General features: G+C 73.2%; 9 protein-coding genes and 1 pseudogene. 6 read left to right on the top strand and 4 right to left on the bottom strand.

All coding sequences use genetic code 11. The features are described from left to right. A partial coding sequence (locus tag ACTIDRAF_RS0207610; protein WP_169533960.1) for a cold-shock protein occupies nucleotides 1-214 on the bottom strand: 214 nt, incomplete at its 3' end. Nucleotides 215-497: 283 nt separating this feature from the next. Here ACTIDRAF_RS0207610 and recD2 point away from each other — a divergent pair. Beyond that, on the top strand, nucleotides 498-2720 hold the full coding sequence (recD2, locus tag ACTIDRAF_RS0207605; RefSeq protein WP_016698130.1) for an SF1B family DNA helicase RecD2: 2223 nt from the start codon (nucleotides 498-500) through the stop codon (nucleotides 2718-2720). Nucleotides 2721-2902: 182 nt separating this feature from the next. Then, nucleotides 2903-3835 carry a hypothetical protein gene (locus tag ACTIDRAF_RS0207600; RefSeq protein ID WP_016698128.1) on the top strand — a complete coding sequence of 311 codons (933 nt, stop codon included), beginning with the start codon at nucleotides 2903-2905 and terminating at the stop codon, nucleotides 3833-3835. Nucleotides 3836-3849: 14 nt separating this feature from the next. Here the strand turns inward: ACTIDRAF_RS0207600 and ACTIDRAF_RS0207595 are convergent, their stop codons facing one another. Beyond that, nucleotides 3850-5526 carry a DUF885 domain-containing protein gene (locus ACTIDRAF_RS0207595; RefSeq protein ID WP_016698126.1) on the bottom strand — a complete coding sequence of 559 codons (1677 nt, stop codon included), beginning with the start codon at nucleotides 5524-5526 and terminating at the stop codon, nucleotides 3850-3852. 236 nt (nucleotides 5527-5762) lie between these two features. Here ACTIDRAF_RS0207595 and ACTIDRAF_RS27735 point away from each other — a divergent pair, with 236 nt between their 5' ends. Both ACTIDRAF_RS27735 and ACTIDRAF_RS0207585 read left to right on the top strand, forming a co-directional pair. Beyond that, the gene (locus ACTIDRAF_RS27735) at nucleotides 5763-6332 is read left to right on the top strand and encodes a MarR family winged helix-turn-helix transcriptional regulator (RefSeq protein WP_016698125.1); all 570 of its coding nucleotides are present in this window, start codon (nucleotides 5763-5765) and stop codon (nucleotides 6330-6332) included. Nucleotides 6333-6409: 77 nt separating this feature from the next. Then, on the top strand, nucleotides 6410-7357 hold the full coding sequence (locus ACTIDRAF_RS0207585) for an NAD-dependent epimerase/dehydratase family protein (protein WP_026065876.1): 948 nt from the start codon (nucleotides 6410-6412) through the stop codon (nucleotides 7355-7357). Between the two features lie 151 nt (nucleotides 7358-7508). Here the strand turns inward: ACTIDRAF_RS0207585 and ACTIDRAF_RS0207580 are convergent, their stop codons facing one another. Beyond that, nucleotides 7509-8318, bottom strand: a complete 810-nt coding sequence (locus ACTIDRAF_RS0207580) for a S1 family peptidase (protein ID WP_026065875.1) — start codon at nucleotides 8316-8318, stop codon at nucleotides 7509-7511. Between the two features lie 735 nt (nucleotides 8319-9053). Between ACTIDRAF_RS0207580 and ACTIDRAF_RS0207575 the strand changes: the two genes are divergently transcribed. Next, entirely contained in the window at nucleotides 9054-9953 is a 900-nt protein-coding gene (locus ACTIDRAF_RS0207575; RefSeq protein WP_016698121.1) for an NAD(P)-dependent oxidoreductase, read from the top strand. A 25-nt stretch (nucleotides 9954-9978) separates the two neighbouring features. Here the strand turns inward: ACTIDRAF_RS0207575 and ACTIDRAF_RS27730 are convergent, their stop codons facing one another. Next, nucleotides 9979-13041, bottom strand: coding sequence for an AfsR/SARP family transcriptional regulator (locus tag ACTIDRAF_RS27730; RefSeq protein WP_169533959.1), 3063 nt, complete (start codon nucleotides 13039-13041; stop codon nucleotides 9979-9981). Nucleotides 13042-13749: 708 nt separating this feature from the next. Here ACTIDRAF_RS27730 and ACTIDRAF_RS27725 point away from each other — a divergent pair. Further along, nucleotides 13750-13948: pseudogene (locus ACTIDRAF_RS27725) on the top strand (hypothetical protein); the annotation flags it as partial.

Here is a 13948-nt window from a genome sequence, read left to right as displayed (position 1 = left end):
AGGACACCGCCGGCGAGACGAGCCGGACCTCGGAGGCCTTCAGCCCCCGGTCGCCGTCCTCCACCACGAAGGACACCTTGGCCCCCGGCTGGAACAGGTGCTTGGCATCGCGCAGGTCGTTCGCGTGCATGAAGACGTCCTCGCTGCCCTCGTCGGGCGCGATGAAGCCGTATCCGCGTGTCTCGTCGAACCGTAGGATCTTGCCGGTTGTCACCACAGCTACCCCAAACCTCAACACAGTCCAGCGTCGTCCGCGCTGGCGGTCCCGGCAGGCTACAACAGCGCCCGCGCCGGTGACAGACCCGAGAACGAGCCGGTTCGCGCCACCCGGCGGTGGCCGGGAGGCCGAACGCGGACCCGGCCGGTGACGGGCCGCCGGAGCCCGGCCCCGACACGGAACGGTCGTGCCGAGTGGATACCGTGGCGATCACGCGCGGAGGGCGGCGCGCGCACCGCCACGCCGCGCCCAGTGCCGGGCGGGACGGAGGTGAGCACTCGTGGACGGGTCCCCACGCGGCGCCGTGCTGGACGCGACCCTGGAGCGGATCACCTTCGCCAACGAGGAGACCGGCTACACCGTGGCCAGGGTCGACACCGGACGCGGCGGCGAGCTGGTCACCGTGGTCGGCGCGCTGCTCGGCGCGCAACCGGGTGAGGCGCTGCGGATGCGGGGGAGGTGGGGTTCGCATCCCCAGTACGGGCGGCAGTTCCACGTCGAGGACTACTCCACGGTGCTCCCCGCCACGGTGCAGGGCATCCGCCGCTACCTGGGGTCCGGGCTGATCAAGGGCATCGGGCCGCGACTGGCCGACCGCATCGTCGAACACTTCGGCACCGCCGCGCTCGACGTGATCGAGCAGACCCCGGACCGGCTCATCGAGGTCCCCAAACTGGGCCCGAAGCGCACCAAGCTGATCGCGGCAGCCTGGGAGGAGCAGAAGGCCATCAAGGAAGTGATGGTCTTCCTCCAGGGGGTCGGGGTGTCCACCTCGCTCGCGGTCAAGATCTACAAGCAGTACACCGACGACGCCATCCGGGTCGTGCGGGAGGAACCGTACCGGCTGGCCAGCGACGTCTGGGGGATCGGTTTCAAGACAGCCGACACCATCGCCAAGGCCGTCGGCATCCCGCACGACTCCCCGCAGCGGGTCAAGGCGGGGTTGCAGTTCACCCTCTCCGAGGCCACCGGCGGCGGCGACTGCTACCTGCCCGAACTCGAGCTGATCGCCCAGGCCATCAAGATCCTGGCCGTCGACGCGGGACTGGTCGCCGAGTGCCTCGGGGAACTCGTCGCGGAGGAGGGTGTGGTCCGGGAGGAGGTCCCCGGCGACGACGCCGAGAACCCCACGGCCGCCGTCTACCTGGTGCCGTTCCACCGCGCCGAGATCTCCCTGGCCAGCCGGCTGCGCCGACTGCTGGCCACCAGCGCCGACCGCCTGCCCGCCTTCGCCGACGTCGACTGGTCGCGGGCCCTGGACTGGCTGCGCCGCGCGACGGGGGCCGAGCTCGCCGAGGCCCAGGAACGCGCCGTCCGGCTCGCCCTCACCGAACGGGTGGCCGTCCTGACCGGGGGGCCTGGATGCGGCAAGAGCTTCACGGTGCGCTCCATCGTCACCCTCGCCAGGGCGAAACGCGCCAAGGTGGTGCTCGCCGCGCCGACCGGCCGGGCGGCGAAACGCCTCACCGAACTGACCGGTCACGAGGCCGCCACCGTGCACCGGCTGCTGGAGCTCAAACCAGGCGGTGACGCCGCCTACGACGCCGACCGCCCCCTCGACGCCGACCTCGTGGTGGTCGACGAGGCCTCCATGCTGGACCTGCTGTTGGCCAACAAACTCGTCAAGGCGATCGCCCCGGGCACGCACCTGCTGCTCGTCGGCGACGTCGACCAGCTGCCGTCCGTGGGGGCGGGGGAGGTGCTGCGGGACCTGCTCGCCCCGGACACCCCCATCCCGCACGTGCGGCTCGACCAGATCTTCCGGCAGGCCGCCGAGTCGGGCGTGGTCACCAACGCCCACCGCATCAACTCGGGCGAGCACCCCCTGCTGAAGGGTATGAACGACTTCTTCCTCTTCCCCGTTGACGAGGCCGAGGCCGCCGCCGAACTGACCGTGGACGTGGTCGCCCGCCGCATCCCCCGCAAGTTCGGGCTCGACCCGCGCCGCGACGTCCAGGTGCTCGCCCCCATGCACCGGGGGCCGGCCGGTGCCGGTGCGTTGAACCTGCTCCTCCAGGAGGCGTTGACACCACCCCGGGACGGACTACCCGAACGCCGTTTCGGCGGGCGGATCTTCCGGTTGGGGGACAAGGTCACCCAGATCCGGAACAACTACGACAAGGGTGCGAACGGCGTGTTCAACGGGACCCAGGGCGTGGTGACCGGGCTCGACCAGGACGAGCAGACGTTGACGGTGCGCACCGACGAGGACGAGGACATCGAGTACGAGTTCTCCGAACTGGACGAGCTGGTGCACGCCTACGCCGTCACCATCCACCGGTCCCAGGGCAGCGAGTACCCGTGCGTCGTCATCCCCGTCACCACCAGCGCGTGGATGATGTTGCAGCGCAACCTGCTCTACACGGCGGTGACCCGGGCGAAGAAGCTGGTGGTCCTGGTCGGGTCGCGGCGGGCCCTCGGCCAGGCGGTGCGCACCGTGGGCTCGGGTCGCCGGCACACCGCACTCGACTGGCGGCTGCGCCGTCCCGCGACCGGCTCCTGACCCGCCGCCCCACACCGGGGGTAGCGGGTGTGGCGCGTGCGGCGGCCGCACAACGACCCGTTCAGTCCTGTCCCGGGCCGCGCCCCGCTGGCTAGCATCGATCGGAGGTGGACATCACACCTCTGATCGGGCCGTCGGCCCCACGTCGGCACCCCGACCGGGGGGACGGAAGGGGACCCCGCGTGCACAGCCAGGAACCGACGACCTCGCCCTCCGCGCTCGAGGCCCTGTCCCGGCTGCCCGACGACGAGGCCTACGGGGAACTGACCGGCCTGGCCCGCGCCGCCCTCCAACGGGCCCGGGCGTTGGGGCTCACCGTCGTCGACGAACTCCCCGAGGGCGGCGGGTGGACCGTGCGCCTGCCCGACGAGAGCTACGACGCGACCAGGGTGGTGGAGCTGGCCGCCGGCCTGGACACCGGGCTGCTCTACGTCAGCATGTGGGCCTTCGACCCCGACGACGTCGAGGAGTTCGGTCCGGCCAGTCCACCGGCCGACGACGGGGTCGCGACCGTGCAACGGGTGATGCGCCGGTTCGACGGCGTGCTGTACCAGTTCGACATCGCCTTCGTCCACCGGGGCGTCCTGCACCGGTGGACCTACCAGGAACCCTTCTACGCGCTGTTCCGGCAGGCACTGGCCGCGGTGTCGCCCGCCGCGCCCGTAGCAGGGCACGAGGCCGCCACCGGGGACGCGGTGAACGCCGAGGAGGTCCGCAGGCTCGCCGCCGTGCTGCTGGCGCTGCCCGCCTTCCGGGCAGCGGGAACCGACGTGCGACGGGCGAGGGTGGCCCGTCGCGAGCCCGAGCTGCGCGGGATGCTGAGCCAGCCGGGGCTCCCCAGCCGCACCGCTCGGGAGGCCATCCAGCAGGCCACCGACACGGCGCTCCAGGCCGCGGAGGACCATCACGAGCGGCTCGCCCGGTCGTTGCCCGCGCTGGCCGCGGAACTCGCCGACGACCCCCGCTTCCGGGAGGCGGGGAACGCCACCCTGCGGCGCAAGGTCGCCGACGACTTCCTGGTCGAACGGGCGGACGGCTACCGCTGCCCGGTGTGGCTGCGGGAGAAGCTGCTGAGCACCGCGCCCCTCACCGGCGGAGGCCGCCGCCCGTCCTGACGTGCCCGCCGCGCTCAGCGCTGGCTGTCCACCCACTCCCGCACCACGCGGTCCAGGACCTCCAGCGGCAGCGGACCGTCGGACAACACCGTGTCGTGGAAGGCGCGGATGTCGAACCGGTCGCCCAGCGCCTCCTCGGCGGCGGCGCGGATGCGCTGGATCTCCAGGCGCCCGACCATGTACGACAGCGCCTGGCCGGGGGCGGTGATGTAACGGTCCACCTCGGACTCGATCTCCGAGGCCGACATCGCCGTGTTGGTCCGCAGGTAGTCGATGGCCTGCTGGCGGCTCCACCCCTTGGCGTGCAGACCGGTGTCGACCACCAGGCGACCGGCCCGCATGGCGTCCTGGGTGAGCATGCCCAGCCGGTCCAGGTCACCGGAGTACAGGCCCATCTCCTCGGCCAACCGTTCGGTGTAGAGACCCCAGCCCTCCAGGTAGGCGTTGAACGGGGCGAGGCGGCGGAGCAGCGGCAGGTCGGTCAGTTCGAGGGCGAGCGCGATCTGGAAGTGGTGTCCCGGCACCGCCTCGTGGAAGGCGACGGCCTCCGACGTGGTCCTGGCCCGCTCCTCCGCCCGGTGGGTGTTCACGAAGTAGGTCCCGGGGCGGCTGCCGTCCAGCGCCGGGGACATGTAGTAGGCGATCGGGGCACCGGGGGCCTCCGACTCCGGCACGGCCTCCACCGCGCAGCTCTCGGCCGGCATCCGGTTGAACCAGGCTGGCGCGACCTTCTCGGCCCGGGCGATCGCGGCGCGAGCCTCGGTGACCATCTCCTCGCCGCTCGACCACAGCAGGGCCGGGTCCGTGCGCAGCCGCTCGAAGATCTCGGCCACGTCGCCGGTGCCGAACACGCGGGAACCGATCTCCGTGTACTCCCGCTTCAGGTCCTCGATGAGCCGGAGGCCGGTTTCGTGCAGTTCCTCGGGCGTCCGGCTCGTCGTGGTGTGCGCCCGGACGAGACCGGCGTAGATGGCGTCGCCGCCCGGCAGCCAGCACAGGCCGGGGTGGTCCATGTCCCTGCCCGAGGGGACGATCTCGGTGGCGAGCACGTCGCGGTAGCGGTGGAACGCCGGCCGCACGGTTTCGGTGACCAGCCGGTCCCGCTCGGCGCGGAACCCGGCCAGGTCGACGTCGGCGTCGGCGGGCGGTTCCGGCTGGCGCAGGGGGTCGTCGTCCGGGTCGGCGAGGTACCGGTCCAGGAAGTCCACGGTGGCTTCGACGAGGTGGCGCACCGGCAGCAGGCCCGCGCCGACCCCGGCCCGATGCCGTTCGGTGATCGCCTCGAGCACGGCGGGCAGTCCGGCGAGTCGTGCGAGGTACCCCTCGGCGTGCGCGGGCTCGGTGATGCCGATCCTCGGGATCATGACGAGGAGCTCGGCGGCGGGGGAGAAGAAGGAGCCGGCGATCGTGTACTCCACGGCGCGGGCGTCGAGGTGGTCCAGCAGCCCGCTGGCCTGGTAGATCACCACGTCCCGGTTCAACCGGTCACCGTGGTCCAGGGACCCGGGATCGAGCGCCCGAGCCCGGTCGAGGATGGCCTGGAGACGACCGCGCTGGTCCTCGTCGCCGGCGACGCCGTAGTCGGGAAGCCGATCGTCCCGGTCCCGTAACCCGACCAGGGTGGCGTCGATGGGACGCGCGTCGAACATGACGGCGATCAGGTCTTCCGCAAGCTGGGCTGGGGTGGTCATGCCTCTCCTCGTTCCCGGGAGCCGAAATGGGGAGACACTACCCAAGCGGCGGCGGAACGGTCGGTTCGTGGACCAGACGGCCCACATCGTTGTCGTGCTGTGGCCGGAGCGCGCTCCTCGGACCGCTCCCCGCCACGGGGGAAGGGCTGCCGTGCGGGTGGGGCCCGCTCACCCGGTTCGGCCGTACGGCCGTCCGAGACGTGTTGATCGATCAAGTCGGTTCGTATGCTTGGTGGATGGACGGCGTGCGATGGCTTGACGACGAAGAGCAGGAGACCTGGCGGGCGTACCTGTGGGCGAGCCAGCTGCTACGGGAGTCCCTGGACCGCCAGATGCACCGGGACTCGGGCCTACCGCACACCTACTACCTGATCCTGGCGATGCTGTCCGAGGCGTCCGAGTGGTCCCTGACCATGTCCGAGCTCGCCCAGGTCGTCAGGGCCTCGCCCAGCCGGCTCTCCCACGCGGTGACGAAGCTGGAGGCGGAGGGCTGGGTCCGCCGCCAGAAGCACCCCCGCGACGCGCGCACGACCATCGCCACGCTCACCCAGGAGGGGTTCGACGTCCTCGTCGCCGCCGCTCCCGGTCACGTCGAGGCCGTGCGGCAGGGACTGTTCGACCAGCTCAGCCCGGACCAGGTCCGCCAGTTGCGTGAGATCTCCCAGGCGATGCTCGCGCACCTGGACCCGCCGGCCCGCTACCACCGGCGCCGCGAGGTCGGCCAGGACGCCGCCCCGCCGGCCGGTCCCGCCGCACCGCCCACCGGTGGCACCGGTGGCACCGGTGGCACCGGCGGCGCTGCCTGACGCGGAACGCGAACCCACCCGTGTGACGTGCCGGCGGGAGGCCGCCGGCCGCACCTCCGCCCTGCGACGCTGGGGCGGTGCGAGTGCTGGTGACAGGGGCGAGCGGGTTCCTCGGCCACGCCGTGGTGGCCGAGTTGGCCGACCGGGGGCACGAGGTGGTGGCCCTGGTCCGGCCGGGGCGACCCGTGCCGCCCGGTGCCGAGGACGCGGTGGTGGGTGACGTGCGGGACATCGACTCGCTCCGGTCTCCCGTCTCGGCGGTGGAGGCCGTCTGCCACCTCGCCGCGCTGGTCCGGGTGCGCGAGTCGCTGGCGGACCCGCTGCGGTACTGGCGGACGAACACCGGGGGAACGCTCGCGCTGCTCACCGCGCTGGCCGAGGCGGCGGCCGCTGGCCGCCCCCGCCGCCTGGTCCTGGCCTCCACCTGCGCGGTGTACGGGGTTCCGGAGCGCCAGCCGATCGACGAGGCCGCCCCGGAGGCGCCGGTCAACGCCTACGGCGGGAGCAAACTCGCCGGCGACCGGGCGGCCGCCGACCTGGCGGCGACGGGGTTGGTCGGCGCGATCAGCCTGCGGTCCTTCAACCTCGCGGGCGCGGCGCGCGGTCGGCCCGACCCCGACCCGTCCCGACTCGTCCCCGCGGTGCTCGCGGCCAGGGCGGGCGGGACGTCGGCCCTGACCCTCAACGGAGACGGGTCATCCGTGCGCGACTTCGTGCACGTGGAGGACATGGCCGATGCCTTCGCCCTGGCCGTGGCGGCCTGCGCGCCGGGCCGGTGGCGGGCCTACACCGTCGGCAGCGGCCGGCGCAGCAGCGTCCGCGACGTGGTGGACACCGCCTCCCGGGTGACGCGCGGGGCCGTTCCCCTCACCTACCGCAGCGCCGAACCCGAACCGCCCGAACTGCTAGCCGACCACTCGCGGATCACCGAGGAACTGGGCTGGGAACCGGGGCGGTCGGACCTCCCGCGGATCCTGCGCGACGCCTGGGCGGCGCACCAGGGCCGGTACGCGGGGGAGGGGTGAGACGCGGGCCCCGCCGCCTCCCGCCAGCTGTCCTCGCGGACGCCGGTGGCGACCGCCGCCAGCGGAGACGGGGTGGTGCCGGAACGCCGAGCGGGGCGGTGGCCTCCGAGGAGACCACCGCCCCGCTGGTCAGCGCGACGTGCTCGCACGATCAGAGGGAGACGTGCTCCTCGATCCACGGGGTCCAGTAGGCGACGTCGGTGCTGATGCCAGGTCCGATGGCGCAGAGGGGCTCGCTGGACTGGTAGCCCGTCCGCACGATGATGCCGGCCAGTTCCCAGCCGCCGTCGGTGGCCTTCAGGGTGCCGGTGCCGGAGTCGCCGTAGCAGAAGCCCGTGCCCTCGGCCGGCTGGTCGCAGATCTCGGTCTCCGGGTTGAAACCGTACTCGCAGCCCTCGGCGATCACGGTGGTGTCCAGCAGCTGGAGGATCTCGGCGGACCCGCACTCACCGCCGACCGGGCACTCCTGGCCCCACCCGGTGTGCCGGATGGTGTCGCCGGGCAGCGGCTTGCTGGTGGACAGCGTCGCCGGCGTCACCGAGACCGGCTCGGCGAGGCGGATCAGCGCGATGTCCGCGTCGACCCGCGTGACCTCCGAGTCGTCGTAGTCCGGGTGGATGATGATCTCGGCGGAGGAGACCACCTCGCCGCCCTGGGTGCGGTCGACGCTGCCGACCCGGACGTCGATGTCCGCCGGCTCGTAGTGGACCATGCAGTGCGCCGCGGTGAGGACCCACTCGGGGGCGATCACGGTGCCGCCGCAGGCGTGGCGCCCCTCGTTGATCAGCGCCGCCGCGAACTCGTAGCCCTCGGTGGCGTCCTCGCCGCCGACGATCATCGGCTGGACGACCCCGGTGTCGGGGGTGTTCGCGTCGGGTGACGCGACGGCGGTGGCCGACGCCAGTCCGAGCGTGGCGATGGCCGCGCTGGCGACCGCGGTGGCGGCAAGACGAAAGCGCATGACACTCCGTTTGTCTCGATGGTTCGGCAGGGCCGTGTCCGCCGGGTGGGCGAACGTCACGGGACAATGGTCTAGTTCGGTTTCGTGTGCGCCGTCAAGAAACTGTCGTGTCGATCATAGGAAAACCCCTGGCCAATGTTCGGTGGATTGCGGAGACGATTCTCGCGGTTTTTCCGGGGATTCTCCGTAGATTGTGGGTGGCGGTGTTCCCCGTGATCAGCACAAGATCGGAACGCGCGGTCCCCGGGTCAGCAGGACGGTGTAGTTCTCCTGGTCCAGGGCCGTTTCCGGTCAGGAACCCACGGCGGTCGGCGGTGGCGAACCCCTGTCCGGGACCCGGTACCCGACCCGGTCCGCGTGCTGGCCGAGGAATGCCCGAAACGTTCCCGGGGTCGGTGGGAGCTGGTGGTCGGAGTTCGACACGCCCGGAAGCGTGGAGTGGACGCCCGCTGCCGTTCGGAATTCGGGACATCACGTCCGGCGCGGGCCCGGAGAACACGTGGGCCGTACCGCCCGGGAAATTATCTCGCCACGATCCCTCCTCCTCCCGACCCCCCGGTCGACCGGTGAGGACGAGGCGACCGGGTGGCTCCTCCCCGGAGGGGCAGCGACGCCCCTCGCCCACCTCACCCCCACGCGCACCGCCGAGTGGCGGCCGGGGAGCGACGCGCCGACGATGGAGCCGCGTCGGGCGTCGCCTGACGACGAATCCCGGGCCTGAGGAGAAGCACGGTCGTGAGCTGCACATCGACTCCCACCGTCGCGGTCCTGGGCATCGGGACCATGGGGCTGCCGATGGCCAGGAACCTGCTGTCCCACGGCCTCGGTGTCCGGGCGTGGAACCGGACCAGGGCACGGGCCAAACCGTTGCGGGCGGCGGGCGCCGACATCCTGGACACCCCGGCCGAGGCCGCCGACGGCGCCGACGTCGTCCTCACCATGCTGGCCAACGGCGACGCCGTCGACGCCGTCGTCTCCGGCTCCGGTGGCGTGCTCGCGGCGCCGAACCGCCCCAGCCTGTGGATCCAGACCAGCACGGTCGGGGTGGCCGACGAGCGGAGGTTGCGTGCCGCCGCCGACGCCGCGGGCCTGCCCTACGTGGACGCACCCGTCCTCGGCACCCGCGAACCCGCCGAGCAGGGGCGCCTCGTGGTGCTGGCCTCCGGCTCGGAGGAGACCAGGGTTCCCGCCGCGCGGGTTCTCGACGCCATCGGTTCCCGCACGCTCTGGGTGGGGGCGGCCGGTGCGGGCTCGCGGCTGAAGCTCGTGGCGAACGCCTGGGTGCTCACGCTGACCGCCGGTGTCGGTCAGTCACTGGCCCTGGCCCGTCACCTCGGCCTGGACCCGGCGTTGTTCCTCGCCGCGATCTCCGGGGGTGCGATGGACGTCCCCTACGCCCACACCAAGGGGGGAGCCATGCTGCGCTCCGACTACACCCCCTCGTTCCCGCTCCGGCTCGCGGCCAAGGACGCCCGGCTGGTGCTCGCCGCGTCCACCGGCCCCGGTGCCCCCGACCCCGCACTGGTGCGGGCGGTGCTCGACCAGCTGACCCGAGCCGAGGACCTCGGGTTCGGGACGGACGACCTGGCCGCCGTGTACGAGGGGATCCGGCGCGGCGAGGAGCACGAGGACTGACGGACCGGCGGCGGGGGCCGCACGGTCAGCCGGCCGTCGACCCCGCCTGCCCGTCAAGGCTCGCCAGCCGCTCGGCCACGGTCGCCGCCTCCGGTACATCCAGTGGCTGGTAGCAGGCGAGCGCCTGGCGCCACGACTCCGCCGCGGCCGCCGTGTCCCCCAGGGCGTGGTGGGCGTCGCCCACCCGTTCCAGGGCCTGGCCCCGCTGGTAGCCGTTGCCCACCGACTCCGCCACCTCGGCGGCCTTGTGGTACTCGGCCAGTGCCGCCCGGAGGTCGGACCGGGCGAGGGTGTCCCCGAGTTCCAGCAACACCTCGTGGACCAGGCCGGGGTCGCCCACCTTCTCGGCCAGCTCGAGCGCGCGGCGTTGCTCCCGCTCGGCGGCGGCGAGCTCCCCGGCCCGGCGCATCCCGGTGGCCAGGTGCGCGGTCACCAGCGCCTCACTGGACTGGTCGCCCACCTGCCGGAACAGGGCGAGGGCGGCACGGTCGTGCTCCTCGGACTCGGTGTCCCGGCCCAGCTTGCGCAGCAGGATCGCCAGGTTCCCCAGGGTCCTGGCCTCCCCGGGCCGGTCGTCCAACTCGCGGAAGACGGCCAACGCGTGGCGGTGCCTCGCCAGCGCGCTGTCGAGGTCCCCGAGCAGTTCCTCGACGATGGACAGGTTCCCCAACGCCCTGGCTTCCCCCGGCCGGTCGTGCAGCCGCCGGAACAGGTCCAGCGCCGCCTCGTGCTGTTCCCTGGCCTCGGACAGGCGTCCCAGCCGGCGCAGCACGAGACCGAGGTTGCCCAGCGACCGGGCGGTGCCCGACTGGTCGCCGAGCTCGCGTCGGACGGCCAGCGCCCGCTGGTAGTGGTCCAGCGCGGCGGGCAGCTGGCCGAGCCGCCAGTGGGCGGTGCCCAGGTTGTGCAGCACCGTCGCCTCCTCCCACCGGTCGCCGTGCCGGCGGGCCGCGTCCAACGCCTGCTCGTGGGTGGCGACCCAGTGGTCGAGGTAGCCGCGCAGGTGGAAGAAGCGCCAGAGGACGTCGGCCAGTTTCCAGGAGTGCGCGGCCAGCTCCGACCGCGCCGCCCGCCCCACCGCGGCGACGAGGTTGGCCAGCTCGGTCTCCAACCAGTCGGCGGCCTCACCGGGACCGGTGAGGGTGGGGCCGTGCCGTGGGGGGTGGGCCACGGTCAGGGGTTCGGTCGTCCGGTTGGTGTCCATCCGGTCGACGGCTGCCCGCGCGGTCACCAGCCAGTAGTCCAACAGCCGGTGCAGGGCGGTGCGCCGCTCGGTCTGGTCGTCGACCGCCTCCGCGAGCGTGGCGGCGTGTGCCCTGATCAGGTCGTGGAAGCGGTAGCGGTCGGGCAGGTGCTGTTCGAGGAGGTGGCAGTCGACCAGATCCTCCAGCGACCGTTCCACCGCCCACGGTTCCGAGCCGGCGACCGCCGCCGCCGCGCCCACGTCCACGTCCGGCCCCGGCAGCAGGCCCAGCGAGCGGAACACCTTCCGCTGCGCGGGCCTGAGCTGCCGGTAGGAGACCTGGAACGCGGCGGCGACGCTGCGACGCTCCTCCGCCAGCTCCCCGAGCCGGCGTTGTTCGTCGCGGAGTTTCCTGGCGAGGTGGCGCGGCGACCAGGCTGGTCGGGCGCGCAACCTGGCCGCGGCGATGCGAACGGCGAGCGGCAGCCTCCCGAGGAGGTCGACCAGCTCGTCGACCTCCTCGGGAGGGGCGGTCCCGACGCGTTCGGGGCCGGCCACCCGGCGGAACAGCACGGCCGCCTCGCCGCTGTCCAGGACACCGAGTGAGAAGGCACGTCCGCCCGGGAGGGCGGACAGGCGCCGGCGGGTGGTGACCAGCACCAGGCTGCCCGGACCGGCCGGTAGCAGCGGCGTCACCTGCTCCTCAAACCCCGCGTTGTCCAGCAGGACGAGGAGTCGTCGTCGTGCGGCGACCGTCCGGAACAGCGCGGCGCGCTCCGCCGGGGTGGGCGGGACCTCGTCCCCCGGCACACCCAGGTCACGCAATACCCGGTCGAGGGCCCGCGCCGGGTCCAGGGGGAGGGTGCCCTCGGTGAAGCCGTGGAGGTCGAGGAAGAGCTGGCCGTCGGGGTAGGCGTGCGCCAGCCGGTGCCCGAGCCGCACGGCCAGCGCCGTCTTGCCCACTCCCGCCATGCCGTCGAGGACGACCACCGTGACCTGGGACTCGGCCTCGCTGGAGCGGGCCAGTCGGAGGATCTGGTCCAGCACCTCCTCCCGGCCGGTGAAGTCGGCGGTGTCCACCGGCAGCTGCGCGGGCACGGGGTGGTCCGGCGCGGCATGGTCGCCCACCACCCGCTCCCGGCCGTCGAAGCTCTCCGCCGCTGCCCCGGGACGCCCGGTCCTGATCTCCTCGCGCAGGAGGCGCAGTTCCGGCAGCGGTTCGGTGTCCACCTCCCGCCGGAGCACCCGTTCGGCGTCCTCGAAGACGGCCAGGGCCTCGTCGCGCCGCCCCGACAGGTGCAGGGCGCGCATCAGGGGCACCCGCAGTTCCTGGCGCAGCGGGTACTCGGTGACCAGGCGCGAGAGTTCGGCCACCGCCTCGGGATACTCGCGGAGGGCGATGCGGATCTCGTTGCGGCGCCGCAACGCCGCCAGCCGCTCCTCGACGAGGGCGCCCACCGTCCGGCCCACCAGGGGAGCGGCGCCCAGACCGCCCAGCGGGTCGCCCTCCCACAGGGCGAGGGCCTCACCGAGCTGGGACAGGGCGGTCTCGGGGCCCACCTGGCCGGCCGCCAGGACCAGCCGTCGGAAGCGGTGCAGGTCCACCGCCTCCGGAGCGGCCTCCAACTGGTAGCCGTCCGCGTCCCCGGAGATGCGCACCTCGCGCAGCGTGCGCCGCAGCGTCGAGACGTAGACGGTGACCGCATGGGCGGCCGCCCCCGGCGGCGTCGAGGGCCACACCGCCTCGACCAGGTGGCGGGCGGGGACGGGCTCGCCGAGCCGGATCAACAGCGCCGCGAGGACGGTGCGCTGCCGAGGCGGACCAAGATCGACCGGGGTGCCGTCGCGAACGGCCGAGACGCGTCCCAGCAGGCGGAACGACAGCTCCCCCACCTCCGAAGACACCCACCCTTCCGTTCTCGCTCCGCGTCCGCTCCTCGGGACCAGCCCACGGCGGGGCGTCCGGATCACCAGTTGTACGGTAGCCCTTCCCCCGCCGGCGACTCGCGGCGCGCGGACCGTCCGGCCGCGCAACCAAGGGGCCTGGGACGGCGGGTCCAGCGGTCCACCAACCATTACCTGCTGTGCCTCCGGCGATACTTTAGGTAGCATCACCAGCGGTGGGTCCTCCGCCGCAGCGAGTAGCGATTGCCAGGGAGTTCGCCGGACATCTCGCCAGGAAAACGGGCGGGTCCCCGTCGGTCCGTTCCCGCCGTGCCAGCGAGCGCACCGAGGCCGGCGTTCTCGGGCCCCGTACCCCGTCGGTCCCGTGGCGAGCGGACGATGAAGAGACGGGCACGGTGGTTGCGATGAACGAACGCGCTTGTTTCGAGCGTTCCGTGGCTCGCGCGTTGGCCAGGGCGGAGCATCCCGCCCGGTAGGCGTCCACGCCCGCCCTGGACCAGCCTCCCGGCCCACGCCCGCCGTCACCAGCCCCGCCGTCGCCCGGCACCCCCGTGGCGATCGACCGGAGCGGGTTCGGACTCCCCACCGTCCCCCGGTCCGGCCCCCCGATCGCGTCCGCCGGACGCGCCTCACCCCGCCCGGGCCGCCCGGCCCCGCGCGGGCCGAATCCGTCGCCGTCGGCGGCGACCTCTCCCCTCGGAGGTACAGATGGAGAAGACGGAGACCGACTTAGCCGGTGTCCCCCCGTTCTCCGGGCCGCAGGAGCACCCCGAGCCCAGCTCGATCCACACCCTCCCCCCGGGCAGGGCGAGTATGGGAGGTGTGTTGACGGTCGGGGTCGAGGAGGAGTTCCTCCTGCTCGACGGCGAGACGGGCCGGCCGGTGGCCGCCGCCCCCTCCGTGCTGG

The sequence above is a fragment of the Actinoalloteichus spitiensis RMV-1378 genome, from assembly GCF_000239155.1.
GTDB classification, from domain to species: domain Bacteria; phylum Actinomycetota; class Actinomycetes; order Mycobacteriales; family Pseudonocardiaceae; genus Actinoalloteichus_B; species Actinoalloteichus_B spitiensis.
This window is presented reverse-complemented; position numbering and strand designations above follow the sequence as displayed.